This window comes from Nodosilinea sp. AN01ver1, assembly GCF_050565655.1.
Classification (GTDB): domain Bacteria; phylum Cyanobacteriota; class Cyanobacteriia; order Phormidesmidales; family Phormidesmidaceae; genus Nodosilinea.
Map to the genome: position 1 here is coordinate 1 of NZ_JBNXVS010000054.1, position 26,331 is coordinate 26,331.

Genomic DNA, 26,331 nt, shown 5'->3' on the forward strand with positions numbered 1-26,331 from the left:
GACTCGGGGTGGGTTTGGGGAACCGTAGCAGGGGATGGAGGAGAAAGATGCATAGAGCCTAAGGAAAAGATGAATCAGCCTGAAACTCTAGCATCTTCAGCCTTCCTTGAGAATGAAATGGCCCTGGAGTCGAAACTGCTTTATATCTCGACCAGCTTGACCTATTTGCCCTTCTAGTGAAGTGCCTTCTATGTTAATTTCTTGCTTTTGGGTTTTGTTGGGTTGGTCATTCATATCTTTCTTACTCATTTATATGAGAAGTAGTGCTTTGGCTGCAACACCCAACCAAGGAGCCAGTTGAGTAACGATTGGCTCCAGCTTTTTCCAAAGTCCTTCGCCTGCCCCAACTGCCTCATTTGCTTCTTTAAGAACCTTAGTAGCTCTCTGCAAGCTTTTCATTGCAAAATCCTTATCAGGGTCTTTTGCTTGCACTTCCTCCTTTGCAGTCTCCAGGTGCTTGATAGCCTTTTCTTGCTGATCGCTCGGCAGATCTGAAGTCTCAAATAAATTTTCTATTTGAGAAATAAGTTCTACCACTTCAGTAACTGTTAATTGCTTCTCAGGGTTTCCACCTACAATTCTTTGGGTTTGAGACAAATCACGCCCTGCTTGCCCTACTTGTATACCACCGGAAAACTGACCACCGCTAATATTTAGGGATTGTGAAGGCTTTTCTTCGGTCATTTTTAACCTTCAATAAATTTGATTCCCATTCTACTTGGGCTAAAAGCCTTTGTCAGCATTCTCTACAGAATTAAAGCTACAATGGGGCATAGAGTTCAATACGATAACTTGTCCTAGGGTTAATATCCTATGTTCTGCCTCTGTGAAGTGCGTAGCTGATCGCTCTCATAGTAGTACAGCGAGTCAAATGATGGCTGCTGTTCCATCATCCACTCTACGAGACGAGCGCTCTCCAACTCCACAATCCGAAAATCACAGGCAGCACCAAGGCGATCGCAACCTCTTACCCCAGTTGATTAATCCATTTCTCAATACCTTTCCTCGTAGGCACTCCTCCGCCTGTAAACGTCCAAACATTCCGCCTTCGCTGAGGAGCGTAACTGATATGGATGGGGCGATCGCTTCCATAGTAGTACAGCGCATCAAACGGTAACTGCTGTTCCAGAATCCACTCTACAAGGCGATCGCTCTTCAACCCTACAACTCTAAAATCACAAGCAGCACCGAGGCGATCGCAGTAGTACCGCCCATTCCGATTCACCTCATGGGCCATGTGCTGATCCAGACTTGGGGTAGCGATACCGTGCTTTTTCCCTGTCAGGGGGTCTTTCTTCGCTAGCCACCGCTTCAGATCTATTGAGCAAAAGCCGTAGGTGAGCAAAAAGCGATCGCGCCCAAACCCATCAATCACCGGGTCAATGATGTACTGACACAACGCTTCTAAGGCTGGCAACGTCTCATCCAGATTCTTGGGGAACGGGGCAATCTGGTCAGCAAACCGCTGGTAGGTGTGTGTGCAAGTGCAGAACTCCGTCAGCGTCAAATACTTCCCCAGCCGTTGCACCTGCACTAGCAATATCTCCTGAACCGCTATCCACTCCAACCACACAGTAGACATTCTAAAAGCAGTAGACACCCAATAGACATCCCCGTCTACCACCTTAAACCTTTATCCTGCAAGCACTTTGGCGATTTCGGTAGACCAGTAGACACCTAGCTAAAATCTCAAATTTGTTACTCCTTGTCTACCGGTCTACTTGTCTACCATTTTCTCTACAACTCAGCTCCTTCAGTGGTTTCAGCGGTAGCAGCCCTGTCTACCGTTTCCTCCGAGCCGTCTACCGTGCCCACCGTTGTCCGCCACTGCAACCGATTTCCCATCCCACAGGTCTCTCCGTACCCCATTACCTCTAACTCCCGAAAATGTAAGCGAATGACATCCGAACTCGCCTTCCGCAAACTGCGCTCATAATTTCGCGCATCCTTTGCCCGCAGCCAGCCCCGCACCCGCGATAGCTGAATCAGCTTCGTATAGACCGGCTCCAGCGCTCCATCTACTGTATTCCCGTCGGCATAGAGCAGCTTCACCTGACCAATGAACCAGCGCCCTAGCTTAATCGCCGCCCTCATCTTCTCGACATCTATCGCATTAGCCGGTGGCCCCCTGTCTATCACCGCATTCAGGCAGTGGAGGATCAGCGCCAGCCGCCCCGTATAGCCCTGCATCTTGGAATAGACCGCCTGCAAGCCTGGATGCGTCTCCGTCACCCGTAGCTGATCCAGCTGGTCATACCAGTCTGCAAATAGAACCTTAGCCTCAGGCGTCAATCGGTAGCATTGGGGAGCCAGTCCATCCAACTGCTGGTAAAGGCCATAGAGCCGGTCTGAAATATCGTGACGCAGCGTCTGGCGAGGAAACGGTGCAGCCTTCAGCGGCAGCAGACACCACAAAAATCTGGCCCACTGGCCACTGGCATCCGAGCAATCCCCCATCATCTCCCGCAAAATATCGGGCTGAATTGTCCCCGTCAGGCTCAGGCTGGTGCGCGGCAGGCTAATGCGCAAACCGCTGGCCCGATCCACCTTCAGCCCTGCACCATCAAAGGCCGTCAGCAGCGACTCCTTGTCGTTACCCCGGCCATTGCGGTATTGGTTCTGCCCCTTGAACAGACCTGCTAGCTCATCCGGCGTCACCAAAATGCCCCGTTCCGACTGCTGAGACTGAATGCGGGCGATCGCCTCCCGTGTCGCATCCGAGGTGTGATACTCCCGTGGCATCGGTTTCCTGGGACGAATGCCCCTATCCTCGACCTTAGTCTGCTCCCAATCCCGTAGATCAACCTCATATTCCGAAGCGGCATACTCATACTCCTGATCGGCCTCCGCCTGAAGCAGCGAGAGCGGCCCCAAAATCTGCCGTTGAATCGGGCTCTTCTTACTGCCCGAGGGGGCCACCAATCCCGTGAATACAATCGGCGGTACCGAGAACCCCATCCCAGTATCAATCTCCAGCTCCGTACCGACCCGCAGCAATGATGCCGCCACCGGCAGCAGCGTCACCAGCATCGCCGCTGGCGTCGCCCCTATCCAGTCAGCAATCTGCTCCAAGGGTTCCGCCAGGTCAGCATGGAGATACTCCCCTAGGCACAGCTGGTAGTCGCCAATTTTGAGCAGTTGGTGAATCTCAGCTCGGCGATCATCCCGCTCCTCAGTCTGCTCCAGCTCCGCCTGCACCAGAGTGACCAGGTTACCGATATCCCTGGCCGATAGCCCTGTTTCCTGGTGCCACTGCACCACCTGCGCCGCCAGGGCCAGTTCGGTGGGGCTGGTGCCCAGGTAGGTGCGAATCTGGTCTTGTAAGGCCTGCACCGTCAGTCGCTCGGGGCTTTGATTAGAGCTGACCTCCATCTGCCGCCGGTCTTGCACCGCTGCTCTGATCTGCTCCGCTGTGGCCCCGTCGTGAATCCAATCCACCACGTCCAGCCCGCCATGCTTCGGCAGGTTTTGCCAGCGCAGACTGTCAGGGTAGGGGTAGCACCACTGAGCCGAGGGAAAGTCCTCGGCGACTTCCTGCATATGAGCAATGCCGACCTGGTCGCGATCTGGGCACAGCACTAAGTTCGCATCCTGCAAATCCTGACGGTAATCACCATAGCTGCGGTACTTCTTCGAACCCCCCAGATTAGTGGTCGCAGGAATGCCAATTCCCCACAGGGCATCAGCGCAGCCTTCCCCTTCCACCATCCAGATGGGTTGACCGATGGATAGGGCATTCTGGACATCGCGGTAGCGGTAGATTGGCACCCGGGCTCTAATCTCAGGGGTCAGCCCTTTGACCCACTTCTGCCCGTTCCAGTGATACTGCACAAAAAACTTCGCGCCGTTGCCCCGATCTACCCGAGTCACCTTCACCAGGGGCTGCCCGGCTCGACTGGGATAGAAATAGTCCTGCCGCTGTTGAGGGCGAACCGGCTTCTCCGGTGAGGCGGTGGCTGCAAAGTATTGCCCCCACATGCTATCGGCTGTCGCGCCCCGATAAACGTAGCCGTCTACCACCCCATCCTGGTCTACGTGAGTGTGGCAGAACACCACCTCCTCATTCCAGCGGCAGTCTTGGTCTTTGGTGCGTCCACAAATCGGACAGGGGCGTGATCGCCCTGAGTAAACATACTGTGCCATGGTTAGCTCCTAAATTTAGGAGCCAGGCCACCACAATCAACCCGCTGTTGTTAACCGTTAGCTATGCCCAGTGTGGACATTTCCCATGTCTTTGCTATAGTTGAAGACACCACTTCTAGCAGCAGATTAATGCCCTGGCTGGTTCGGCGAAAACCACATCAGGATGTTGATTGGCCTGGCTTAGAAAACAAACGAAAAGATTCAGCACCCTCGCCAGACAATGGTTAGGGTGTTTTTTCATGGGTTTTAGAGCTGAGACTTTAAGCCAGATGCTTAATCACAGACTTGATTAAGCCTTGAAGCCCTTTACTTGGTTCAACGATCTTTTTATCGATGTCCAGCTCGTTTAGGAATCTTGCGCTGGTTGCTCAACAAACTGGCCTGATAGATCTCAATGGCCCGTTGGTGAGCCGCCGGGTCATGGCGGTTGTGGAGCCAGTCCTTGATCAGCTCTAAGTTGTAACGAATGCAACGGCTATTCACTCGAACCCAGTGAACGCCCTCAATCAACAGCCCCTGCACTCGATAGCGCCTCAAGGTTGTACCGCTGAGCCTCAGCGACTGGGTAGCTTCCTGCTTGCTGACAAATTGAACCATGGGTCATCCTTCCTCGCTTATACCGTTGAGGCCAAATTTCATGGGGAGGCAGGCCAAGTTTGCTCGCCACCACCTGCTCGATGCGACGCGATCGCTGTCGAGTCAAGGCATGGGAGACTGCCGAGGTGCCAATATTCAGTTCTTTTGCGATGCTGGTTAAAGTCCAACCCTGCTTGCGTAGAGCTGCTTTAATGTCTTCTACATGCATAGAATTGTCTTAGCTCCATCAATATATCGATGAAGTTAGCAATAAATAAATTGCATGTCAAGTGCTATAATTTGCATCTGCAATTAATGTAACCCTTATGACTAATCCCTTACCCGGCGAGGCCCAGGCGGATGCCACAGAAGTTGATCAGTTTCCAGTCCGCCTAAAACAGGCCGTCGGAGACAAGAGCATAAGAGGCTTTGCCAGAGACTGCGGCTTTTCTGACACCGTGCTCCGCCAATATCTCAATGGCCAGAGCGAACCCACCCGACCGGCGCTGCTCGCTATAGCCCGCACGGCACAGGTCAGCGTCGAGTGGCTGGCAACCGGTCAGTCTGTAGCGGGGGCTAAGGATTCATCCAAAGCGTCAGCCGAAGATTATGTTTACAAGGATCCGCTGGCCTTTGAGACGGGCTGGCTCCGAGCAGAGTTCCCCAGTGCCTCTGAAAATTTGCTGCTCACCCAAGTGGTCGATGAAAGCATGGAACCGACCCTTCAGCAGGGGGATTTAGCACTGGTGGACACCAATGATCGTGACTTGGAAACCGTGAGTCACGGTATCTACCTGCTCAAACTCGATAATCGGCTGCTCATCAAACGCTTGCAGTACATAGCCGATGACATGCTGAGAGTACTCAGTGACCACCCTGCCTATGAAGCCTTCTCAATTCAGCCATCCGAGACATCCAGCAGCCTCAGCCTCATGGGGAAAGTGGTCTGGTTTGGGCACAAACTATACTGAAACTTGCGCCAGGGGCTTATATTTCTGGTAAGCGAGGGCGGCTGTTGACGTTACCTGCATAATTTCGGTAAAGCGTCTGCACATCGTGCCCTGTTAACTGAGCGACTTCCACCGGATTCATACCTTTATCCAGGGCATGAGAAATCAAGGCATGTCGGGTATTGTAAGGTCTTTGATAATCAATACCTAACTTAGTTAAAATTTTCTGCCAACCTCGTTGGGCAAAGTTTTTTGCATCGATAGGAGCGCCTTTCGGCCCCTTAAAAACCAAATCATTGGGATCACTATCAGTTTGCCTCAATCCCTGAAGCATTGTCTGCAATTTAGATGTCAGGGTGATATACCGAGACCGATTCGTTTTTGTGGCTTTCTGCTTGCCTTTGACTAAAGCCTCACCAATCCAAATGGTTGAGCAATCGTCAGAGATATGTTTCCAGCGTAGGCCCACGATCTCTCCAGTACGGCAACCACTGCCAAAGCGAAACTCCACAAAATTGACGTAGTGGCGATAATAACGGTTAGCTTTAAACGCCTCAACGATTGATTTGATTTCTGCCTCGGTGAAAGGCTTAGGCATTTGTTTTGGCGGAACCTTAATTCTTAAAGGCATATCTACCCAAGGATTAGACTCAACTAAAGCCTGCTCAATCCCCCACTCCCAGCACGCCTTCAAAAGGCCCAGGCGCTCTCGAATGACAACCTTGGATAAATCTTGAGAGTCATACCAGCTGGTGAATTTTTCGGCTTCGGCTACGCTGACTTCAGCAACCGAACGAGTCTTAAAGAATTCCTCCAAATAATTCAACAATCCACGATATTTATCCAGAGTGTCCGAAACGACTGTCTTTGATTTGTGCTGGATAAATTTGTTGAATAGGCCGGTGACAGTCAGCTGGCTGCGGTTAGGAAGCTGCAATTTATAGGCTCGAAGCGTTGGATCGAAATGCCCTGACATCATGTCGAGTTCGATTTGAGACGCCTTGGCCTCGGCCACTCTCCGATTCGTGACGGTGTCAGGGAGCCCGATAAACAGAAAATAGCGTTCCCCTTTGTAACGCCAGCCCAGACGCAACCGATCTCGGTCGCTGGTTACTGAGACGGTGCCCTTCTTCGCTCTAGCAGCATTAGCCATGGTGAAAGCCTTACTGAGAATGGATCGAATAGATCGAGGAATCTTTCGATCCAATTTCGATCCAATTTCTAACCAAAATGGCCAAAAGTGGCATAACAGCGTCTAGGCCCAGGAACTCAGCAAGGCTCTGAATCACTTTGTTGATGGGCGATACAACCCGTGACCTGTATGGATTTGAGAGAATGGAGAATAGGAGATTCGAACTCCTGACCTCTGCGGTGCGATCGCAGTATCCCTACCCATCAGAGACCTTGCTATAATGCCTTTTCAGCTTCCGCTTCAAAATCTGAGTGCCCAAGCGAGTGCCCAAGCCACTTTTTGAGTGCCCAAGTAGAAGCCTGCGATGCCTAGGAACGAAGGCAGGCAAGCCTTTCATTCGCTGAGTAAAGTTATGTAAAAGTGCCTGGTGAGGTGCCCAAAATCCCTGCTGTTAGGTGCTTTTGGTCGGTATTGGATATGCCCTTTGGCAGGTGAAATGATGGTGTAGGAGGGGCGCTGAAGCAGCAGCGGCAGTACAGTCTGGTGTTTGGCTTTCGCAGCCGAGGCATTCATACCCAGCTGCAACCAGGGCAGGCGGAACCCACGTTGAAGCGGCTGGAGGATGGGTTAAAGGGGTTTCGACCAGGCGATCGGCTACGGATTCATTGGCGATCGTTTGCCGATGACAAGGAACGCCAACAGTCCCTCGAAACCCTGATCCAGACCACCGCCACCCTGGAAAGTCAGTTTTTGTTGCTAGCGCAAAAACGTGCGACCCGCGACCTCACCACTGAGAAACAGTGCCAGCCCAAACAGCTCTATCTCTTCGCCACCTACCCCCTCGGGTCGGGGCAAGAGCAAAGTTCTGACCACGTCGAAAAGCTCTTGGCCTGGATCTTGGCCCAGTATGACACGTTTAAGGGATTAAAGGAGCAGAACCAGCAGCAGTCCTACGTACAGCTGCTGACCCAGGGCTTTACCGATGATTACCTACACTGGGAGCAGCAGCTCAATGCCCGCATGGGACTCCGCGCTACTCCTATGGGCGTGAATGACCTGTGGCGGTACCTCTGGGGACAGTTCAACAACACCTAAGCCCCAACAGTGTCGCAGTACCTCGAATTGAGTGAGACGGATGGCACCGCCAAGCTCAACGAAATCATCAACGACCCCATCCATTCCACCTCCCGCCTGATTCGGGGTGAGAACGGCCAACCCAGTCATCCCAAGGCCGACTGGCATTGGGTACAGGTGAAGGGCAAGTTCGTCGGGGCCGTAGTGCTGGAATCCAAACCCGCTGGATTCATCACTCCCGAGCATCAGCTCTACTATCTGCGGCAAGCGCTAGCTCAATTTCCTGATTGCGAATGCGTCTGTGAACTCGCCGCAGCGGATCGCATGATGACCCGCGTCACCCTGCAACGACTGACCAAGCAAAGTGTCACTGCAACCTTTCGCGCCAACCTGCTGCGCGATGTCGATGTGGCCTCCCAAATGCGGATGAAGCAGGGGGTCGAGGCCCAGGAGCGAATTTATGAGGGTGTCCTGCCGATCTGGATGAGCAGCCTGGTGCTGCTGCATCGCGATAGTCCTGAATCGCTGGCGGAAGCCTGCCAAAAGCTCACCAACGCTTTCCACCAGGGTGATTTTATCCGCGAGACCGAGATTGCCTGGCAGTTGTGGCTGAGATCGCTACCCATCGTGGGCGATCGCCTGATCGATGATGGCCGCAGGCAGATGTACCTGACCAACGAAGCTCCGGGGCTGATGCCTGTTGCTTGTCCCCGCACCATCGATAAGCGGGGCATCGAGCTGATCACCCGCGATGGTCAGATGCCGGTTTACCTGGATTTTGTCAACCAGCACCGGGGGATGCTGGTGTTTGGGGAAACCCGTAGTGGTAAGTCGGTGCTGGCGGCGGAGATCTTCGTGTGGGCGTTGGCGTAGCCTGTCTGAAGGACAATCGCCAATGGCATGAACGTCATCTCCCTCGACTATCCCAAACCCGACGGCACCACCACTTACACCGACCTGGTCAAGTTCTTCGGTGACCAGGGAGCCTATTTCGACATCGGCTCTGAAAGCAACAACCTGTTTCAGATTCCTGACCTGAATGAGTTGCCGAAGGGGAAACAGCCTAAGTACTTTCTTCTTCAGGAGGATCGATAAGAGCTACTAGCAAAGTATAGAGAATCAGTACAAGAGACCCATACACAGGTTGATAAAAGTCAAGATTGGCAAACGGGCCGCCTAATGCGAATACCCAAATTGCAAACGCGACAGTCGAAATGGAAATTTGCGTAATTGCTGGTTTTTTTCTGGGTACAGAGGTTTGTTTCCACATCCAAACGGCTGTAATGACAAGCCCCAAAATGAAGGCAATCCACAGGATTGACTCGACAGGAATATCTGTTCGGCCTCCGACAAGACCTGAAACGGCGACCCATGCGCTTACGATGTCGGCAGGGATATATTTAACGACTTTGTCAAAATAAGTATCGACTTGGGCTGAAGTAGCAGCTTGATATTGGGTAGTAACAATGCGGCGGCTCATGATTTAAAGACTAGATGACAGCCTAGAAAATAACATAAAGGATGGCTAAAAGAGGCCTGGCTTCTAGTTCTAAGCTAAATACCGCTCTATAGCTTCATAAATGAAATTAAACGGGATGCCTTCTCGTATGCTTCCCCCAAAGTTTCGTGAACGCTCCGCATGGTGTATCGCCACAACTCGCCAGTTTGCATCGAAACAAGGAGACCCGCTCGATCCGCCCTTAGCCAGAGTCCAGTACTGAAGCCGTTTACGCTGTGGGTTATTTTTTACAACGCCATTGGTAGTAAGCGCCAACTGCATAGGGCCACCTTCTGGATGTTGCAAAATGTTCAATTCCATACGTTCAAGCAGAGGGTTCCTAAGATCCCAAGTGACAGGTTGAACGTCTTTTGCATCAAAAATGCTTTCCTCAACACGTAATAAAACAAAGTCTAAGTCGTTGATTGCACTCTGGGCAACGATTGGTTCTGTGCTATCTAGCCGAAAGACCTGGCCTTGTTCTGGATCTCCTTGACTAGAGGAAAAGCAGCCAAAACGCAAAAGGGCGTCGGCAGCATAGTTATTGATATCAGCTTCAGGAAATGGTTTAAGAACGTGATAATTCGTTAGAAGCAAGTCATCTGAAATCAGAAATCCGGTGCCAGTAAGGTTGACGCCAGGAAATTCAACGCGGCAAACTGATCTAGCCTGTTGAATGGCTCGCATAAGTGTGCCAACATCTAGAAACTCTCGCTCTGGTTTGATGTAGCCCTGAAGTTCTAGAGTATTTTCAGGCCCTTCCCAATCAATATCTGGGCCTATAGAAAATTCTTCATCAGTGAGTAGCGTAGATGGGATAGGAACTTGGTACTGGGCAATTAAGTTTTGCAGATCAGAATTGACTTTATAAAGCCGGTAACGAACGATAATGGCTACGATCGCAGCCTGATCTTCAAAACCAACTAAATCGAGCAGTTCACGAAGCAAACTACCCAAAACTGTGACTCGCTTATTCTTTGGATTTGTTTTTTGCCCCTTGGCATACTTGACTAGATTATTAGCATCAACCTTCAAATCTCCTGTCCAGGTACCTTTTAAGCTTGCTCCTTCATCAGGAAAATCTGCTTTACTTACCAAAAAATTAAAAGTTTGACGAGGATCAACTGGTTTACTGTTTACTTGCCTGACAATGATATCTTCGATTAAGTCAGTATCTCCTTTGGTAAGAGCGGCATTTTCTGTTGAAGTTATAGAAGTTATAATTGAAGTGCTTGAGGGAGCAGCAAATTGAGGTAAGGCGCTAGGTAATACATCACTGCCGCTAATAGATGAGGAAGATTCAGTATTTTGCAGTATCTCAGAGTTTGCCGCTGAAACGCCTCCTAAAAGAGAAGACAGTGATTGAATAGCCTCATTTCCTGGTCTTGTCTCAATCACTGCCTCTAATAGCTCTCTTATTTTGCCAGTACGGCTAGCATAACTAATTAAATCTGTAACTACTGTAGAGAAGTCAGATCCTGTAGCAATATCTTCTAAATCTACATCCAAGTCAAAGAGAGCTAGGCGTTTTAGCTCGCCCTTATTAAAAGAACCTTTTATAGCTTCAAATAATTGCTTTTGCTGGGAGCCGTTAAGTTTCATATTTGCTGACTCAAATTAATTATCAAGACTGAGGCGAAATCACTTCATCTCTCAGCGTTGCAAAATTCTATTAGTAACATCTTCTATGGAACTCAAGCCACAACCCATGGGGCTTGCTGCCCACTCAAGTAAAGCTGCGACTCGCTGAGCCTGGGGAGATACTGAACCTGGCACAGTCCCTGGCGTAGGGTTAATTGAAAATAATACTCGTTCGAATTGAGGGCCTGGAATGGAAGACAAAATCTCGAAGATTCTATCTCGTTTTTCGAGATCAGTAGCTGCACCTTCCTCATTAGTTGAGGTAATTAGCTCTAGAAAACCTACATCTTGGGCAAACTTATTTAGCAGATGATTTTTAGAATTTTCAGCCAAAGCACCTTGCAGAAGATCCTTGGTTCTATTCGTTCTTTCGGCCCATTGAATTAAATTAAAAATAGTATCAGCAGTAGATGATCCACCGGCTATGAGGCTTAAGTTTTCATTGAGTTCAAAACTCACCATGCGAGTAAGGCTGTTTAAGTCAAAAGCATCCAAGAGTGCTTTGTAAAATTGCCTTCGTTGGGAACCTTCTAACTTCATAAGTATATTCCTGACAAGGTTAGTTTCTCAGACTAATTTGACAAAGGTATTGAATCATCTTCACTAAGATTGAATGACAATCCTAACTCAGAAGTAAAGGCAATGAACAAACTATACACACTTTTCTTATGCAGAATAGGTTTGATAAACTCTATTTTAGACATTTGCCATCAATTCTCACGTTTACCGCGTGAATCCGTCAAGTGCTCTTTCTATCGCGTCAAGGCCACGACCTGAAGGACTCTCTGCCCAAGCTAAAAGAGCTTCTGCCCGACTTGATTGATCAGAAGAAAAGGTGGACTCGCTTCCTTCTAAAGGACCTTCGTTAAACCAGATTGTCTCAAACGCTGCTTCTGGTAAGTTGGATAGTATATCGAGAAGTTGTCGGCGATGAAAATTTAGAGATGCAGGGATATCAGGAGGTATATTAAAAGAGTGAGGGTTCACAATCTGATCTATCAAATTTTCTATATTTTCAAGCCCACAGCCATTTGGGCTTTCTGCCCATTCCAAAAGAGCAACAACCCGACTTGCCAGAGAAGAATGGTGTGTAGGTATCATTCCAGGAGGAGGAGAAACTGAAAACAGAATCTGTTCGAATTGTGGTTGAGGAAAACCGATCAAACTATCAAATAAGTCTATACGCTTTGCTTTAGAAGCATGCTCATACCCTGTTTCTTCTTTCTGAGGAAACTCGAATTTGCTACTATTCCTAACAGTACTGAGTAATTTCTCTATTTCTTCTAGTCCGCAACCTGTCGAACTTTTCGCCCATTTTAAAAGTGAAATTGCCCGTTCAGGAAGTGGGGAAGAATCTGAATAGAGAACACTCTTTGGAGGATTGGCTCCAAGTATAATTTCTTCAAATTCTTTTTTCGTTAAATTAGATAATTTATTCAAGAGTGACCTATATTTGAGGCGGGAAAGGCTTCTATCCTGTTGACTTCCTTCTTCTGTAGAAGGAACCTCATTATTGACATCATTAAGTATTCTTTCTATCTCCTCAAGCCCACAACCTGATGGCTTATCTGCCCACTCTAAAAGTGCAATAGCTCTGTCACTCAGTGATGTAGTGGATCCGGGAAGATACCCATATGAAATATTTGATAAAAATACTAGGTCTTGAAATTTAGCTTGAGAGAGCGCTAAAGTGCTCTTTAATAATTTTAATCGCTCAAGGATTATTTTGGTTCGAAGTGTCGAAGGAATTGAATCATGGAAGTCAAGCGATGAGTCTGTTGCTATATTGAAGGCTGAAGGAACTGCTTCTAATACCAGTGTCACAGTATCTAACCCGCATCCAACTGGATTTTCTGCCCAATCCAATAAAGCAGCGGCTTTTTTCTCCAATGGGGCAGGATCCTCAGGAATTATTCCTGCAGGTATGGCAAGAAGAAATACAATCTGTCCAAAAACTGGATATATTAATGCGCATAAATCTTCAAACAAAGCATCCCACTTCTGGTTATTCTTCTTCGGTTTTAGTTGTTGAGGCTTTGAAGAAGCTATGGCTCTAATATCTATAGAATTTTGCCTTGGATCAATTCTTTCAAGTTCTCGAACTAAAACCTCTATTCCACAACCTAAAGAGCTCTCGACCCAACCCATAATTTCAAAAACTATCGTAGTAGGAGCTGCGCTAAGAGGAGGAATGATTGATTGAGGGACTCGGATAGACTTGACAAGTTCCTCTAAGTTTTCATGATTCAAGAAGTGAACCCAATTCGAAATAAAAAATCTTTGGGCTATAGAAGGATATTCTGCTAAATCACTTAGATCGAAATCATTTGAGATGAGATGATTTAAAACTTTCTCTGCCAAATCTAAGCTATATTCTTCAGATGTTAAACTCCAATTTAGGAGAGCGGATACTCTATCTAGTGGTCGAACTCTAAAGCTTGGAATCTTTGCATATGGAGGATGTAGAGTAAGAATTAGGATGTTGAGGTGAGATTCTGGCAAAGATGAAGCTGTTTGCACAAGCTCATCATATTTCACTCTTAGAGAACTAGAAGAGTATTCATCTGAATGAAAATTTTGATTCTGTATGATTTCAGTCCGCCTTTGTACTTCTTGTCGCATTACGACATACCACTCACGCTCTAACTCTTCTCCCTCACTATCTTGCGTCTCTGCAGTTTCTAACCATTCCAAAGCCTTGTTAGGGGCCAAAAAATTTAGAGCTGTCAATTGTTGTGCTCGTTCTAATCCTTCTCGATTTTCCCAATCTAAGTGGTTAGTAGTATATTGCCATAGCAAAGAAGCTATTTCCTGAATTCGCTTAGTATACTTGTAGGTTAAAACAAGTTTCTCTAGCAAAATGTCCCGAACGGTAGGTTCTATTTCATACAGCCCGTCATCCACTTGATTACATATAGACGAAACCAAAAAATCAAACTCCATCCAGTAAGGAAGGGGCTTCCAGTTCTCTTCAGATTCATCTGGAGGATCTAGAAAAAAATTAATTCGAATTAGATGCAACAGGTCAGGAGTCAATGCTACCGGTAACGCCGCATGATAAGCAAAGAGTAGAGCGCTCTCTCCGTAAACATTGAGCTTACTCTCGTACTCAGCCAGCAAAAGTTCTGCTCGTTCTTGCTGCTGTATTGTACTCATAATGGTCTCTCCACAGAGTATTGCTGCCCTCGAAGAACGTTAACAGCCTGATCTAGACCACGACGATCTAAAGGAAACATGGGGATATGTCGCGCTAGCGCCGTAGCTGTGTTTTTAGATCTGCCCTTCACACTAGAGTTACTGATCCAATGGTCTTTGGGTAAAGGATTAAGCCATACATACCTCGTAGTGTAAGCCCTAAGAGCCTTAAAAAATGCAACGGTATCTAACAATCGCTCAACACTATATTGCTTTCGGGCGGCTCCTGCATCGCTGATAATAACAACACAGGCATCGCTAGCATGGTTTTGGAGAACTGTTTCGAGGGTTACGATGGTATGTAAGTCTCGATCCTGGTACAGGTCTCCTTCTATTAGGGGCTCGATTTTTGAAAGAATAGGGTCAAGTGGAGGAAAGAGTATATCTTCTAACTCATCAGAGTCCAGTACTGAATCATCCGCTCCCTCAGCAGGTGAATTCTGAAAATAATAGATCGGTAGCTCCTCAAAACGTCCGGCCTCTTGCATAGCCAGACAGACTTCGTCACAGAAACCATGGAATGGGGTCATTGACCCTTTTCTATCGATAAGTAGTAAGACTTTAGCAACATTGCGCATCCGTGGTCGCATGACTAAAGAGGTAGCTACCCCCGCTCGGCAACGCTGTTCGATAGTGCCATCAATGTCTAACTCAATAGGGGGGCCAGTACGTACAGGTCGTCTTAATCGCCGCCATGCCTGGGCCACTTCGCGATAGCTCACAGGATACTGTGGCTCAAAAACAAACGGGCGATCTGGAACCTTAATGTCTACCAAAGAAATGGATGGAAGCCCCCTTTGGGACTGAACTTTAGCATGTTGCGACTCATCTACTGTGAGATCGTCTGGGGCAGTAGTTAAAGAATTCTCTAATTCGCCAGGAGCCAAAGACTGCGAAGCCTTTAGTAAGTTTCCGAGCAATAAAATGCCCGCCCAACAGTCGTAGGCTCGGATTAGCAGCCAAACCATTGGCAGTTTGCTAAGCTGTGATTTTGCAGAAGGAGTCAACAAGCCATCATGGCTTAAAGTATCTTCTTCCAACTCCTCAAGGTGTATTTGCCAGGTTTCTTCAACCGGAAATTCTTTTTCAAACAAGGCAAATAGCGTTGCTTGCTCTCTTAACGATTTAGCCCACAGCCTGGCACAGAGTTCTTTCAAAGCCTGCGGAGAAGACCAGCCAAACCCAGCACTCAAAGCTAGCAGTAAAGCTTCATAATCCTGTGGGCCGACGACAAATCCTCGACGGCGCAACTGCAAGAATAAGTTCCAGAGAAAATCTGGTAAGGGAGGAGATTGGCTCACGCTTTGCTCAGGGACTCAGTAATACGCTTATGGTCTTCAACAATACGTTTACGATCATTTTCATCCTTAATTAGAGCGCCCAATTTTGGCAACTCATCTAATTTTTCAACTGGTATGTTGACAGCATCTAAGTAGCCGACCCAGTCTAGTAATTCACTGAGTCCCGGTCGTTTGGTCAAATCAAGTTCTCGAATTTTAGAGATTATCTGAATAGCCCGCTTGCTTAACTCCTGATTGCGAATGTTCTGCGTAGATAGAATGTTTTGCAAAGTTTCTTGAGACTTTGGAAATTCAATATAGTGAAAAATACATCGTCGTAGGAAAGCTGTGGGAAGCGTTTTCTCTTCGTTGTGGGTTACAAAAATAATTGGTCTGAGCTCTGGATTTTCACCAACCGCAAACTTCATTTCTGGAGCTTCGGTAACACGAAATTCTAATCGATCGAGCTCCCAAAGCAAATCATTTGGAAAATCAAGATCGGCTTTGTCAATCTCGTCAATGAGCACAACTGAGCGTCGCCCTAATTCTGCCCTTGCAATAGCTTTACCTAATGGTCCCAACTTAATATATTTCTTAATATTCCCGACATCGTCTCTTTCTTCCGGAGGAAGTTGAGCATCGTATAGCCGCTTGACTGCATCATAGGTGTAGAGCAGATCTTGTGCTCGGCTAGTAGACTTAATATAGCTTTCTTGCAATGGTAAGCCTAAAGTATAGGCAACAGCGTAGGCCAACCGAGTTTTTCCACATCCCGGTTCTCCCTGCAATAGCAGTGGCCGCCCCAAAGCCACAGCCAAATCAACAGCTTCTATGAGCTTCTTATCTGGCAGATAAAACTCTTTCCTAACTTTTATTGTTTTAAGATCTATGCCCTTGTCTAATTCACTCTCTGGATCTTCTATATCTCTACTATCTGGCAAATTACTATAATTTTTTAGTTGAGCGGACAAATTAACCGAGGTATCTACACTTCGCCTAGTCATACACCCACCTCATCACTAATTCTTTCTAAAAATTCTTCTGGTTCAAATGCATTTTCATCTAACAACCATTTGACCGTTTTTTCTAAAAACTGGTATACAAAATCAATTCTCAAAATCTTGTTTTCTGGGCACAGACATCGCTCTTCTATGCAATTCAACCAATCATTCTCCCAAAAATAGGAACCCCATTTAGATTGACCTGCTACGGGGCTAATCCAAGTCCAAATGAGATCAGCAGTAAATTCTGGGACAGGCAATTGTACAGCTCTGTCAGGGAATACAGGTTTTTCTGATCCATACATGAGAATAACTAACCGGCTCTTGAAGTCAAAACCATTGAATTCTTGTTCTAATAAATCTAAAAAATTATTAGTATAGCTATTATCTTCTAAGGCTTTACTTATGCCTAAACTGTGAATACAATCTCTTTCTTTCTCTAAAGCATCCTTGTATTTCCTGTAGATATCTTTTGCCAAACCGTTAATGGAATTGATTTTAGGGTCAAGAGCTTGAACATCTGCTTTGATGCGCTGTTTTCCTAAAGGTTTGTTAGAGATGAGTTGTTTCTTCAGTCTTTCAAGAAATTTGACTCGAAGAATATTGCTTTCAGAAGATATATATATGCAAACCAAGCCGGTTTTGTAATCATTCTCCAAAATCTTTTTTGCGCAGTTGGTCAGAGTTATTAAATCAAAGTCCCGGATCTCCAACTTAACTCTTTTTTCAGGATTAGAGGAATTAGAGTTATTAGTTGCGTCAGCTTTTTCTTTAGGGTTTTGAGGAAATGATTTGAAGTATTTTTCATGAAATGACTTGAGTTTTTCATTGGTAGGATTTATTTCATAAGCACTTTTGACAAGTAAGTCTATAAAGTCTTGGCTACGTCGCTCACAGTAGGCAATTAAGTGTATGAGCTTATCTTTGAAGATTCCGTCGCTAGGTAAGTCATTAATTGAGATTCCTAAATCCAAATATAAAAGCTGAGGTAAATCTGTCTCAGCAAGTGCCGATTGAAGCGCTTCGAAAAGTTCCCTACGTTGGTCAAGTTCGAGAGTCATGTGTTAGCAGACAAGTCCTGATGCTTTAACAAACTCTTCCAATTAATAGCAAATCCTCGTGAAAAAGGCCACTTTGCCTTATAAATCCATAAGCCTACCCCGAATATCCGCCTAGAAACAGATGTTCGGGGTAGAAATGACAACTCAGTCGTTAACTCAACTGCCGATCCCGCCTCAGGGTGGCAGCAACGTCGTCCGGAGTTGGGTCAACTCTGGGGATGGTATGGGGCAGCAGTGGCACTGGGGAGACCAGAGGGGTATTTGAGCCGGATAACCGAGGTAGCGAGGGAAGTAGTCGTGAGAGGGCGTTTGAAAAGGTTTAGGGGAGTAGCAAATTAGGCCAAGCGCCTGAGCATGATGCGAATCATGGCAATTTGAAGCATGGCTTCAGCGTTTTCAGACAGCTGCTCATCTCGACTTTATCCATTTGGTCCGAAAAGGAAAGCAGCAAGCAGAATTCAGATGAGGGTCTGAGGAGCTTGCTGCAATGGAATTTATGTCGATGATGATAGCGTTTGCGCCGCTGTTTTCCCAGCGGGTGTGGCCTCAGGCTCTGACCCTGGTGATGGGAGCCCTGTTAGCCCCTGGTAAACGGACAGTAAGCCAGATTTTGCGGGTGATGGGGCTAGCCAATGAACCTCAATTTCAGCGTTATCACCGAGTGCTGAATCGGGCTATTTGGTCGTCTCGGCAAGCGAGTCGAATCTTGTTGAGTCTTTTGGTTACAACCTTTGCCGCTGACGGTGTCATCGTGATGGGGCTCGATGATACCATCGAACGACGGTGGGGAAAGCGGATTGCAGCGCGGGGCATCTACCGTGACCCAGTGCGTTCGAGCCAAGAGCATTTCGTCAAGACCAGTGGGTTGCGCTGGCTCAGTCTGATGCTGTTGGTGCCGATTCCCTGGGCACAGCGAGTCTGGGCCTTGCCCTTTTTGACTGTACTGGCCCCGTCAGAGCGCTACAACCAAATGCAAGGGCGACAGCACAAAGCGTTAACTGATTGGGCTAGGCAGATACTGGTTCAAGTCCGGCGCTGGCTGGGAGATCGCTCCATGGTGGTGGTGGCCGATAGCAGCTTCGCCGCTCTAGACTTTTTGTGGTCGGTAAGCCATCTGCCTAATCCAGTTCACATCGTCACTCGACTGCGCTTAGATGCTGCCCTTTATGAACCCGCTCCACCTCGCGACTCCCACACCATGGGCCGACCTCGCAAAGTCGGGCAACGCTTAGCCACCCTAAAAACCCGGTTGGAGGATCCTACCACCTGTTGGCAGTCCCTCATTCTGGAGGGCTGGTATGGTCATCAAACCTACACCTTAGAGTGGGTCTCCCAAACGGCAGTGTGGTATCACACTGGACTTCCCCCTGTCCCTATTCGTTGGGTCTTGGTGCGTGATCCGCTGGGCCAGTTGGAGCCTCAGGCTTTTCTCTGTACTAATCTGGAGGCAACCCCCGCTCACATCTTGCAGTGGTTTCGGCAACGTTGGCAAGTCGAAGTCACCTTCCAGGAGGTTCGGGCTCATTTAGGGGGCGAAACCCAACGACAGTGGGCAGATTTAGCGATCCTACGCACCACACCTGCCCTACTCGCACTCTTCTCCCTCGTCGTACTCCTCTCCCAGCAGCTGCACTCCCAATTTACCTTCCCCCTAGTTCAAACTGCCTGGTACACGAGGCAACGCCCAACCTTTGCCGATGCCTTGGCCTTTGTCCGACGCTATCTATGGGCTTCCCGACTTTTTCAGACATCACGGGATGACCCTGAGTACGTTAAAGTCCCTCGCCCTATCTTCGACACCTGGACCGAGTTACTCTGCCATGCCGCCTGATTGGATAAAGTCGAGCTCATAATCCTGAACGAGGCGACGCGACCACCGCCACCAGCCAAAGGTACGCTCAACCACCCAGCGTTTTTTTAGCAAAACGAATCCCTTTGATTCCTGAGGTCTCAAGACGACATGGACAATCCAACCCAACGCATCCATCGCCCATTGCAGAAAGTTGGGACCGCTGTAGCCGCCGTCGACCCAGACTAGATAGATCCGTGCCACGGTTTCACCGAGCTGATGAAGCTTTTGCAACGCCTGTTGCCCGCCTGCTCGTTCGGGCACACTGGCGGCAGTGACCACAACCGCCATCATCAAGCCCAAAGTATCCACCACCAGATCCGATTTCGTCCCTTGGTCGCTTTAGCCATGTCGTACTCTACTGAGCGATGCACCATCGGGGCCGTCGGGACACTTTGACTGTCGAGGATCACTTCTGATGGGCTTTCCGAGCGGTCGTTAGCAGCACGGCTCCACCCTCGCAGGCGGCTGTGGAGAGCATCCCAGGTGCCATCTTTGATCCAGTTGCGATAGTAGGTGTACACCGTTTGCCACGCCGGAAAGTCACCTGGCAAGTCCCGCCAACTACACCCCTGAGCCACCAGATAGAAAATGGCATTGAGCACAGCCCACAGACAAACGCTTCGCGGCCGTCCTCCGGGTTTTGCCACGGGCAGTAGCGGCTCAATCAACTCAAACTGGGCAAGGGTCAAATTGCTGGTGTAGGCTTTACTCATCGCTCTCACGGGGCTGTAGTCTTAGTAATCTCAGCCTAGACCGTGTGAGCTTTTTTACTGCCCAGTCAATTTTTCAAACGCCCTCTTAGAAATTAAGACGAGTCCCACCAGTCTTGACGACGATTTCGCTCTAGCAGTGGGGACAATGCGTAGGCAAAAGGCCCTCTTCACCTATATTCTAGCTATCATCTTTTAACAGGCCAGTACCTTCTAGTTCAGCAAACTGCGATCGCCCCTGTGCTTGAAACTGATTCCGCGTCGATGGCAAGGGGCGGCGGTTGCTGGACTTTTAGTACAGCTAAGTTTACAGTGGTGTCAAAATCTATAGCCATCATAAACCTCGGAGGAATATATTGAGATGGCAATCTCTTAGCATCTTACAGACTTGTGTTTCTGACACTTAACTTGCGCATTTTACTTACAGCATTTAATAATGCTTAAAGGCCAAACCACAAGTGCTCGCGACCATGGCTTCCCCTCCTTCCCCTCTCCTTCTACTCCTTGATGATGAACTATGTTGGCTGAATCGACATCAGCAATATTTTCAGAAACAGGGCTTTATCTGTATCCCAACATTATTTTCAGAACATGCGATTCATCTGGGCATTAATCTTGAATCTATTAAATATCTAGTAATTGACCATGTTCTGCATGATTTAACTCAACCTGAAGATGAAAGGGAAAATCAACGTTGGCAGGGAAGAGATGTTATTAGAGAGGTTTACAGGTATCGAAACGATGTGAAATTTATAATTGTTACCCAGGTAATTGGACCCATAAACAGGGACAAGGAAGTGGAGAAATGGATGAGGGATTTAGAAGACTACGGGTTATTAGACATTTTTCACAAAGATCAAATTAATTCTAGCCCAGATCGTACTTATAAAAAGATTGGGTTTTGGTTTAAAAACTCACAAAAAAAACCAAAAGATGATTCAGCAGGAGAATCAAATTTTCAAGATATTTCTCTGCAAGATAAACACTTAATCGAAGAAATTTTGTCTAATCAAGCATTCTTCCAGGGGGGATCTTACTCGTATTTCACGTTTCTTTTGCAAAAGGCAGGATTACCTGAGCAATGGATTCAGGAAAGTCAGGGGCTGTGGACCAGATATCTTAATCAAGATGCTGTGAAACTAGTCCATTGGGCTATTCGTCAAGGTAGGAATCCAAAGAAACTGAAATACACTACTTTAGGCTGCATCTTAGAGGTTGTACTGGATTCAATTGGCGAAGAAGATCGTGTAAAGATAAAACGAATTATTGATGAGTACCAATTAGTTCCTAGAGAAAATCAATTATGAGACTTGAAGACATGGAACATGAAGATAGGAGGCTAGTAGCAGGGATTTTAGCTGAGCAAGCTGGTGATCAAAATAATCCTCAGCGATTTTTAACTGACCTCTTGAGCCAGGCTGGTATTCCTCAACTGTGGATTCGTGATAGGCAAGGTCAATGGAGTGGGAATACCAATGCAGATGCCTTTTCACTCGTGCAATGGGCAATTAAGCAAGGAACAAACCCAGAAAGACGGGAATATACGACCTTAGGTTGCATTCTTAAGGAAATGCTAGGCATGGTTGGTGAGGAAAAAGCTCAAGCTCTTGCAATTAGAATTGTTTACTATAGATTGTACCGAGACGAGCAGTTATTGAGCGAATTAGCACAGTACTATAGAATCCCTCAGCCAATATTAGCAATTGATACAACAGCTAGCGATAAAGGTCCTGATTTTGTTTGGTACGGTCCACAAGATGAAGTCGAACTACAAAGCTTCTTGCAATCAGAACCATCAGGGTTTGTAGACATGGGTCTTATGATTCGCGCTACCGAGCATAGAAACTCCATCTGCCGCATTGAAATCCCTACGCCGTCTGGTCTGTGCTATGGAACGGGTTTTCTCGTTAGACCCAGTCTAGTACTTACCAGTTATCACGTCATTGCAGATTCCGATTCAAATGACGTTCATGCTAATGCCCAAAAAGCAACATTATGTTTTGACTATATCACTGGGAGTAAAGGACAGGAGTTTAAATTGGATGCAGAACAACCCGTCTTAGAAAAAAGCCCTATTGATTTGTTGGACTATGCTCTTCTTAAAGTTGAGGACAGGATAAAAGATTTTGATCAGGCTACTACCGTTCCCTATGAACTATCGCCTCCAGTTAAGAAAACAGGGCTTCATATTCTACAGCATCCAGAAGGGAAAGTTTTGCAGTTAGGATTCAGCGAAAACGGCATCACAGGCGTATATCAGGACAAACACCGAATTCAATATGTGACTAGAACACTGGGTGGATCAAGTGGATCCCCCTGCTTCAATGACGATTGGAAAGTTGTGGCTTTGCATCGTGCCCAACGTAACAAGGGGTTTGGTTCTATTAGAGAGGGAATACTATTTAGCGCTATTTACGACGAAATTAGAAACCACTTAAATTAACGTTGTAGAAATAATTCATTTATACTATTGCAAAAGAAGGAGCAGATATGGGTCGTCGAGTTATTACTAAGCAACTTCAGAGCGTTGGTTCTGGAGATGCCGACACTTACTTTAGTAAATTGGTCAAGTATATTCCCTCTGATGTGGTCGGAGTTTGGGTTGCAGCTACTGGTGTAATTCGGAGTGATGCTAACGCGCCTACTAATCTTCTGCTTTGGCTGGCTTTTGGTTTAGGAATTATCCTAACTGTTGTTTGGACACTTAGCAAACCCAAGTTCCCATGAAGCGTCCTGCAATTACTCAAACTGCTATCTCAACAGGAGCTTTTATCGTATGGGTCTTTGCATTAGGAGAACCTTTTTCGTCTCTCTCGTTTTATCGTCCATTGTATGGTTCACTACTACTTATCTTTTGTACAGCATTTGTTGCCTTGCTCGATCCTTTTGCAGAATAATGGCAGCAATCCTTACTCTGGAACACTAAATGTACAACTAATTGCTATGGAGTGCGAGAGGTGTACTTTTCCATCTTCTTTCGTCTTCTGTTTTTTATTCTTGCTTATCCTGGTTAAAGTCCTCCAACAATTAGCCCTAGATGTTGAGTCTTAACTGCACGAATTGGCGCTTTGACACCATCAATGTCAATATCTTTATGCTGGACATTGTCCATGAAGAGGTGGCTTTTCCCATCCTGTAGACGATGCTAGCTAAGCGCGGCAACAGCAACAGTGACGAGCGGATGGATCTAACTGAGCGCGTCGAGCGACTCTATTTCCGATGCCCAGATTCATTGTCTGACAAGCGACCAAGCGTTTGTGGGCCGGGAGTGGTGTAACTTTTTATTGCCCAACGCCATGCCTTTCCGCCTCAGGCACTGGTCAGTTAAAGGACGATAGCTAGAATACAGGCGTAGAGAGTCATTTGCCCATGCGTTACCCGCACTGTCAGAGCTAATCTGCTGTCAAGAATGAGACTTGTCGTCTATAAGATAATCGGATTGTGCAGTACTATCGGTGCTTGCACTCATCACTTTAACGAACGTACAGAAACCTTATGGCCCGGCTTCAGACACCGTTTAACACCATTGAATACGCCCTCAATAGCCGCACCGAAGGGATGGGTATTCGAGCCACCGGACGGGTATACAGCAAGTACCATTGATCTTGCGCTTAGCCCGCCAGAGCGAGCTTAGGTCTCCCCCTGTGCCTGAGGGCAGTAAGATTACGCTGGAAGGGGATGAGCTGCGAGAACCTTCCCCCTCAATGTGAGTTATCGATGGACGTTGACCTTTTTGGAGCGAGAGAGCCGCTGCTGGGTAACCGCACAGGCGGGGTTGAAAAAAGATGAAACCTTGCTTAGCCAAGGGACTGAGTCCACGTGGCAGTGGGCGCAAGGAGCTACAGCTACCTCTATCCATTGTTGAACGGCTCTATGGGAAAGCCTTATGGCCTCTAGCCAGTGAGTATTTGCCGGAGCGAGGACTGGCGATGAGCTATCCGTTTCGTAAAGTGTGGCGGGAAGGACCCGAAGTGGCGATCAAGATTACAGGCTCTCAAGGCCAAAGACGGGTCGCTGGCTTAAGGTAGAGCATCCCTCCACCGCGATTAGTCCGACCGCTGAGGTGCATGCGCTTCATAATGTAGGCGTCAGACTTCCCAAAGGGTGGCCCAAAACGCTGTGATAAGGCGACGGTGTAGTGCGCACTGGAGACACCAAAACCTTTATGCCAAGACGACTGCCGGGTTACAGCGGAGTTTGGCAGTTCAACTCCTGATCCATAACTGGGTGCGCCCTCACTAGGGATTAGGCGCGAAGACCACTCCAGCGATGGCGATAGGTTCCACGGCTCGCCCCATTACGATGGCTGAATGCTCAATTCCAGAGGCTTTGAAGCTCTCCTACCTTAACGAACCAGTGCCGAGCACCATTAACTTCAGTTACAAGCCTCCTATGTGATCTAATGCTTAGATGGAATACCAGGACTTGTAAATCGTCCGTAAGGTAGAGATTGTTTTTAGTGAAGATAGTGATTAGTACAAACGATCATCTTCTTTAAGAACAATTACTTGAGCAAATGTACTATCTACTATCTTCATAATCCCCATTTAACCTCAATAAAGACTTCGTGTAGATGCGACAATCCTACACAAACTTAGTCTTGTAACTCAGTTACAAGATCTTGAGGCTTCTCTAAGCTAACCTAACCCTTGCTAGGTCAAGCTTCTAGCCACTGCTCCTTAGTACAAAGCTTCTTCAGATTTCTAGAAACTCCCAATATGTACACACGATTGCTAGAGACGACCTGTGTCTCCGCTTAACTATCTAGGAGCACTCTAACGGTTGCTCCTCTTAGTCATGCAGTTGTGTCACCTACTGAATCTAATAAGGGAGTGAGTTTAACTATGCCTATTTCAGGTTGTAAGGGAGGGGTATACCGAGCAGCATCTGATAAGAAGGGATTTAATATCGATGTTGTTAGACAGTGGCACCAAACTGGACATCATTTAACTACAGGCTCTGCTCTCTATAAAGAGCTAGTAGCAAGGGCGAAACCTTTGCAGTTAGAAATTGGTATTGGCAATACCTGTGGTTTAGAGTGCCAACACTGCTTTTTAGGTTACAGCAGCGGAGAAATGATTCAGGAATTGATTCCGCTTCCACGGTTGATGGAAACAACTACCACTATGGTAGAGGCTTTAGGTACCCGTATGGTTTGTGTTTCCGATCGCGATGCGCTCACTCCCAAACGGTCAATTCCTTACTTTAAGCATTTAGCTCAACTTCGGCAACAATATCCCAACCTAAAATTTGGTGGTATCACTAATGGATTAACTATTCATCAATATATTGACGATCTAAAACGAATCAAATTAGACTACTTAGATATTTCTGTTGATGGTTCACGTCATGAGCATGAGCTCTTTCGAGGTATAGGGAAGTTTGATTTGGTTTTAGATAACTTGCGGCTTGCTTTGCAGCATCAAATAGCAGAGCGAATCATGGTTGCGGCTACATTGACCCGTCTAAATGAAGACTCAGTGATCCGATTGATTACTCATTTTATGCAGGAAGAGGGCGTTCGGTGGTTTGATGTTAGTCCTCTTATGGCAATAAAAATGCAGGAATACCAATTGCATGAAAATGATTTAGTGGTGTTTTTAGACAGCCTTACTAAGATTCTTGCACCTATCCAACCTGCTCAAGCTGTGACTATTTTTGTAGAAATTCCTACCTATGCAGCATCCCTCCTGCCATCTTTGGTGGATAGGGGATGGTTAATACCAGAGCAACTTCACCAGGATCGCTATGGACATTTGTACCAGGATATTCCCATAAATGACATGATCACTTTGACTCTTAGACCAGAGTTGATTTCAGAATATTGGCGACACACCCTACGAATTACTGCTGATGGTTACGTAATCGGTGGTTGTGAGTCTCTTGTGCAGAAGAATTATGAGCAGTCAGCGATCGGTAATATCCAATCAGAATCTATTGCTTCCATTTATGAAAGAGGTATCTATCCCAACTCTCCCTTTCATCAGGCGGTGCTGTCTTATGATCGCTCCTCCTGTCATGACAAACCATGCTTTACACACTGCTTAGGAGGTGACTCCCTTCTAGCAAAAGCGGTCTATAGCGACTACACCCAAAAAGATCCTAACTGCATTTGGAATGAGTACGAATATAGTTTTGCAAAAGCAGGAACTTTACCGATTCATAGTAACGTTTGAGGTTAATTAAATTGCCGAAACTTACCCCTCAACGATCTTAAC

Annotated in this window: 22 protein-coding genes, 1 tRNA gene and 2 pseudogenes; 10 read left to right on the forward strand and 15 right to left on the reverse strand. The window is 47.1% G+C overall.

Going from position 1 to position 26,331, the window contains the following annotated elements; all coding sequences use genetic code 11:
• Positions 1–249: 249 nt before the first annotated feature.
• From ACQ4N7_RS26175 to ACQ4N7_RS26195, 5 genes are all read right to left on the reverse strand, one after another.
• Positions 250–684 (reverse strand): hypothetical protein, encoded by a 435-nt coding sequence (locus ACQ4N7_RS26175; RefSeq protein ID WP_430714386.1) that lies wholly within the window; start codon positions 682–684, stop codon positions 250–252.
• A 283-nt stretch (positions 685–967) separates the two neighbouring features.
• Positions 968–1,582, reverse strand: a complete 615-nt coding sequence (locus ACQ4N7_RS26180) for a hypothetical protein (RefSeq protein ID WP_430714387.1) — start codon at positions 1,580–1,582, stop codon at positions 968–970.
• A gap of 155 nt (positions 1,583–1,737) precedes the next feature.
• Positions 1,738–4,143: a DUF3987 domain-containing protein gene (locus ACQ4N7_RS26185; protein ID WP_430714388.1), complete on the reverse strand. Its 2,406-nt coding sequence runs from the start codon at positions 4,141–4,143 to the stop codon at positions 1,738–1,740.
• 327 nt (positions 4,144–4,470) lie between these two features.
• On the reverse strand, positions 4,471–4,740 hold the full coding sequence (locus ACQ4N7_RS26190; protein WP_430714389.1) for a hypothetical protein: 270 nt from the start codon (positions 4,738–4,740) through the stop codon (positions 4,471–4,473).
• Positions 4,646–4,948: a helix-turn-helix domain-containing protein gene (locus ACQ4N7_RS26195; RefSeq protein ID WP_430714390.1), complete on the reverse strand. Its 303-nt coding sequence runs from the start codon at positions 4,946–4,948 to the stop codon at positions 4,646–4,648. The genes ACQ4N7_RS26190 and ACQ4N7_RS26195 overlap by 95 nt, the downstream gene beginning before the upstream one ends.
• 97 nt (positions 4,949–5,045) lie before the next feature.
• Between ACQ4N7_RS26195 and ACQ4N7_RS26200 the strand changes: the two genes are divergently transcribed.
• On the forward strand, positions 5,046–5,690 hold the full coding sequence (locus ACQ4N7_RS26200) for a LexA family transcriptional regulator (RefSeq protein WP_430714391.1): 645 nt from the start codon (positions 5,046–5,048) through the stop codon (positions 5,688–5,690).
• Between the two features lie 16 nt (positions 5,691–5,706).
• On the opposite strand, the gene ACQ4N7_RS26205 is transcribed toward ACQ4N7_RS26200, so the two are convergent.
• Both ACQ4N7_RS26205 and ACQ4N7_RS26210 read right to left on the reverse strand, forming a co-directional pair.
• Complete coding sequence (locus ACQ4N7_RS26205; RefSeq protein ID WP_430714392.1) at positions 5,707–6,822, reverse strand: tyrosine-type recombinase/integrase; 1,116 nt, start codon at positions 6,820–6,822, stop codon at positions 5,707–5,709.
• 183 nt (positions 6,823–7,005) lie between these two features.
• Positions 7,006–7,073, reverse strand: a tRNA-Ala gene (locus tag ACQ4N7_RS26210).
• 271 nt (positions 7,074–7,344) lie between these two features.
• On the opposite strand from ACQ4N7_RS26210, the gene ACQ4N7_RS26215 reads away from it, so the two are divergent.
• Genes ACQ4N7_RS26215 through ACQ4N7_RS26225 form a run of 3 tightly spaced genes read left to right on the forward strand, consistent with a single transcriptional unit; the run spans position 7,345 to position 8,970 of the window.
• Positions 7,345–7,896, forward strand: a complete 552-nt coding sequence (locus ACQ4N7_RS26215; RefSeq protein WP_430714393.1) for a hypothetical protein — start codon at positions 7,345–7,347, stop codon at positions 7,894–7,896.
• Between the two features lie 9 nt (positions 7,897–7,905).
• Positions 7,906–8,748, forward strand: a complete 843-nt coding sequence (locus tag ACQ4N7_RS26220) for a hypothetical protein (protein ID WP_430714394.1) — start codon at positions 7,906–7,908, stop codon at positions 8,746–8,748.
• A gap of 27 nt (positions 8,749–8,775) precedes the next feature.
• Positions 8,776–8,970, forward strand: coding sequence for a hypothetical protein (locus ACQ4N7_RS26225; RefSeq protein WP_430714395.1), 195 nt, complete (start codon positions 8,776–8,778; stop codon positions 8,968–8,970).
• Here ACQ4N7_RS26225 and ACQ4N7_RS26230 read toward each other — a convergent pair.
• The 7 genes from ACQ4N7_RS26230 to ACQ4N7_RS26260 form a co-directional block, all read right to left on the reverse strand.
• Positions 8,939–9,355 (reverse strand): hypothetical protein, encoded by a 417-nt coding sequence (locus ACQ4N7_RS26230; protein WP_430714396.1) that lies wholly within the window; start codon positions 9,353–9,355, stop codon positions 8,939–8,941. The genes ACQ4N7_RS26225 and ACQ4N7_RS26230 overlap by 32 nt on opposite strands.
• A 69-nt stretch (positions 9,356–9,424) precedes the next feature.
• Positions 9,425–10,975, reverse strand: a complete 1,551-nt coding sequence (locus ACQ4N7_RS26235) for a trypsin-like peptidase domain-containing protein (RefSeq protein WP_430714397.1) — start codon at positions 10,973–10,975, stop codon at positions 9,425–9,427.
• Between the two features lie 51 nt (positions 10,976–11,026).
• Positions 11,027–11,554 carry an effector-associated domain EAD1-containing protein gene (locus tag ACQ4N7_RS26240; RefSeq protein WP_430714398.1) on the reverse strand — a complete coding sequence of 176 codons (528 nt, stop codon included), beginning with the start codon at positions 11,552–11,554 and terminating at the stop codon, positions 11,027–11,029.
• Positions 11,555–11,737: 183 nt separating this feature from the next.
• Positions 11,738–14,170: a hypothetical protein gene (locus ACQ4N7_RS26245; RefSeq protein ID WP_430714399.1), complete on the reverse strand. Its 2,433-nt coding sequence runs from the start codon at positions 14,168–14,170 to the stop codon at positions 11,738–11,740.
• On the reverse strand, positions 14,167–15,510 hold the full coding sequence (locus ACQ4N7_RS26250; protein WP_430714400.1) for a VWA domain-containing protein: 1,344 nt from the start codon (positions 15,508–15,510) through the stop codon (positions 14,167–14,169). Before ACQ4N7_RS26250 ends, ACQ4N7_RS26245 begins: the two co-directional genes overlap by 4 nt.
• Complete coding sequence (locus ACQ4N7_RS26255) at positions 15,507–16,493, reverse strand: AAA family ATPase (protein WP_430714401.1); 987 nt, start codon at positions 16,491–16,493, stop codon at positions 15,507–15,509. The genes ACQ4N7_RS26250 and ACQ4N7_RS26255 overlap by 4 nt, the downstream gene beginning before the upstream one ends.
• Positions 16,490–17,551: an effector-associated domain EAD1-containing protein gene (locus ACQ4N7_RS26260; RefSeq protein ID WP_430714402.1), complete on the reverse strand. Its 1,062-nt coding sequence runs from the start codon at positions 17,549–17,551 to the stop codon at positions 16,490–16,492. The genes ACQ4N7_RS26255 and ACQ4N7_RS26260 overlap by 4 nt, the downstream gene beginning before the upstream one ends.
• A gap of 487 nt (positions 17,552–18,038) precedes the next feature.
• Here ACQ4N7_RS26260 and ACQ4N7_RS26265 point away from each other — a divergent pair, with 487 nt between their 5' ends.
• A complete protein-coding gene (locus ACQ4N7_RS26265; RefSeq protein ID WP_430714403.1) occupies positions 18,039–19,382 on the forward strand; it encodes an IS701 family transposase in 1,344 nt (447 codons plus the stop codon).
• Positions 19,383–19,397: 15 nt separating this feature from the next.
• On the opposite strand, the pseudogene ACQ4N7_RS26270 reads toward ACQ4N7_RS26265, so the two are convergent.
• Positions 19,398–20,116: pseudogene (locus ACQ4N7_RS26270) on the reverse strand (IS5 family transposase); the annotation flags it as partial.
• A 467-nt stretch (positions 20,117–20,583) separates the two neighbouring features.
• Here ACQ4N7_RS26270 and ACQ4N7_RS26275 point away from each other — a divergent pair.
• The 5 genes and pseudogenes from ACQ4N7_RS26275 to ACQ4N7_RS26295 all read left to right on the forward strand — a co-directional run bounded on the left by ACQ4N7_RS26275 (position 20,584) and on the right by ACQ4N7_RS26295 (position 26,289).
• Positions 20,584–21,420, forward strand: a complete 837-nt coding sequence (locus ACQ4N7_RS26275) for a hypothetical protein (RefSeq protein WP_430714404.1) — start codon at positions 20,584–20,586, stop codon at positions 21,418–21,420.
• Positions 21,417–22,556 (forward strand): trypsin-like serine peptidase, encoded by a 1,140-nt coding sequence (locus tag ACQ4N7_RS26280; protein ID WP_430714405.1) that lies wholly within the window; start codon positions 21,417–21,419, stop codon positions 22,554–22,556. Before ACQ4N7_RS26275 ends, ACQ4N7_RS26280 begins: the two co-directional genes overlap by 4 nt.
• 280 nt (positions 22,557–22,836) lie before the next feature.
• Complete coding sequence (locus ACQ4N7_RS26285; RefSeq protein ID WP_430714406.1) at positions 22,837–23,010, forward strand: hypothetical protein; 174 nt, start codon at positions 22,837–22,839, stop codon at positions 23,008–23,010.
• A gap of 143 nt (positions 23,011–23,153) precedes the next feature.
• Positions 23,154–23,427 (forward strand): annotated as a pseudogene (locus ACQ4N7_RS26290) (IS4 family transposase); the annotation flags it as partial.
• Between the two features lie 1,530 nt (positions 23,428–24,957).
• The gene (locus ACQ4N7_RS26295) at positions 24,958–26,289 is read left to right on the forward strand and encodes a radical SAM protein (protein ID WP_430714407.1); all 1,332 of its coding nucleotides are present in this window, start codon (positions 24,958–24,960) and stop codon (positions 26,287–26,289) included.
• Positions 26,290–26,331: the final 42 nt, after the last annotated feature.

Excerpts from the sequence above, each read along its gene's own strand:
- ACQ4N7_RS26175 (WP_430714386.1), bottom strand. The coding sequence starts at position 684 with ATGACCGAAGAAAAGCCTTCACAATCCCTAAATATTAGCGGTGGTCAG.
- ACQ4N7_RS26180 (WP_430714387.1), bottom strand. The coding sequence starts at position 1,582 with ATGTCTACTGTGTGGTTGGAGTGGATAGCGGTTCAGGAGATATTGCTA.
- ACQ4N7_RS26185 (WP_430714388.1), bottom strand. The coding sequence starts at position 4,143 with ATGGCACAGTATGTTTACTCAGGGCGATCACGCCCCTGTCCGATTTGT.
- ACQ4N7_RS26190 (WP_430714389.1), bottom strand. The coding sequence starts at position 4,740 with ATGGTTCAATTTGTCAGCAAGCAGGAAGCTACCCAGTCGCTGAGGCTC.
- ACQ4N7_RS26195 (WP_430714390.1), bottom strand. The coding sequence starts at position 4,948 with ATGCATGTAGAAGACATTAAAGCAGCTCTACGCAAGCAGGGTTGGACT.
- ACQ4N7_RS26200 (WP_430714391.1), top strand. The coding sequence starts at position 5,046 with ATGACTAATCCCTTACCCGGCGAGGCCCAGGCGGATGCCACAGAAGTT.
- ACQ4N7_RS26205 (WP_430714392.1), bottom strand. The coding sequence starts at position 6,822 with ATGGCTAATGCTGCTAGAGCGAAGAAGGGCACCGTCTCAGTAACCAGC.
- ACQ4N7_RS26225 (WP_430714395.1), top strand. The coding sequence starts at position 8,776 with ATGAACGTCATCTCCCTCGACTATCCCAAACCCGACGGCACCACCACT.
- ACQ4N7_RS26230 (WP_430714396.1), bottom strand. The coding sequence starts at position 9,355 with ATGAGCCGCCGCATTGTTACTACCCAATATCAAGCTGCTACTTCAGCC.
- ACQ4N7_RS26235 (WP_430714397.1), bottom strand. The coding sequence starts at position 10,975 with ATGAAACTTAACGGCTCCCAGCAAAAGCAATTATTTGAAGCTATAAAA.
- ACQ4N7_RS26240 (WP_430714398.1), bottom strand. The coding sequence starts at position 11,554 with ATGAAGTTAGAAGGTTCCCAACGAAGGCAATTTTACAAAGCACTCTTG.
- ACQ4N7_RS26245 (WP_430714399.1), bottom strand. The coding sequence starts at position 14,170 with ATGAGTACAATACAGCAGCAAGAACGAGCAGAACTTTTGCTGGCTGAG.
- ACQ4N7_RS26255 (WP_430714401.1), bottom strand. The coding sequence starts at position 16,493 with ATGACTAGGCGAAGTGTAGATACCTCGGTTAATTTGTCCGCTCAACTA.
- ACQ4N7_RS26260 (WP_430714402.1), bottom strand. The coding sequence starts at position 17,551 with ATGACTCTCGAACTTGACCAACGTAGGGAACTTTTCGAAGCGCTTCAA.
- ACQ4N7_RS26265 (WP_430714403.1), top strand. The coding sequence starts at position 18,039 with ATGGAATTTATGTCGATGATGATAGCGTTTGCGCCGCTGTTTTCCCAG.
- ACQ4N7_RS26275 (WP_430714404.1), top strand. The coding sequence starts at position 20,584 with ATGGCTTCCCCTCCTTCCCCTCTCCTTCTACTCCTTGATGATGAACTA.
- ACQ4N7_RS26280 (WP_430714405.1), top strand. The coding sequence starts at position 21,417 with ATGAGACTTGAAGACATGGAACATGAAGATAGGAGGCTAGTAGCAGGG.
- ACQ4N7_RS26285 (WP_430714406.1), top strand. The coding sequence starts at position 22,837 with ATGAAGCGTCCTGCAATTACTCAAACTGCTATCTCAACAGGAGCTTTT.
- ACQ4N7_RS26295 (WP_430714407.1), top strand. The coding sequence starts at position 24,958 with ATGCCTATTTCAGGTTGTAAGGGAGGGGTATACCGAGCAGCATCTGAT.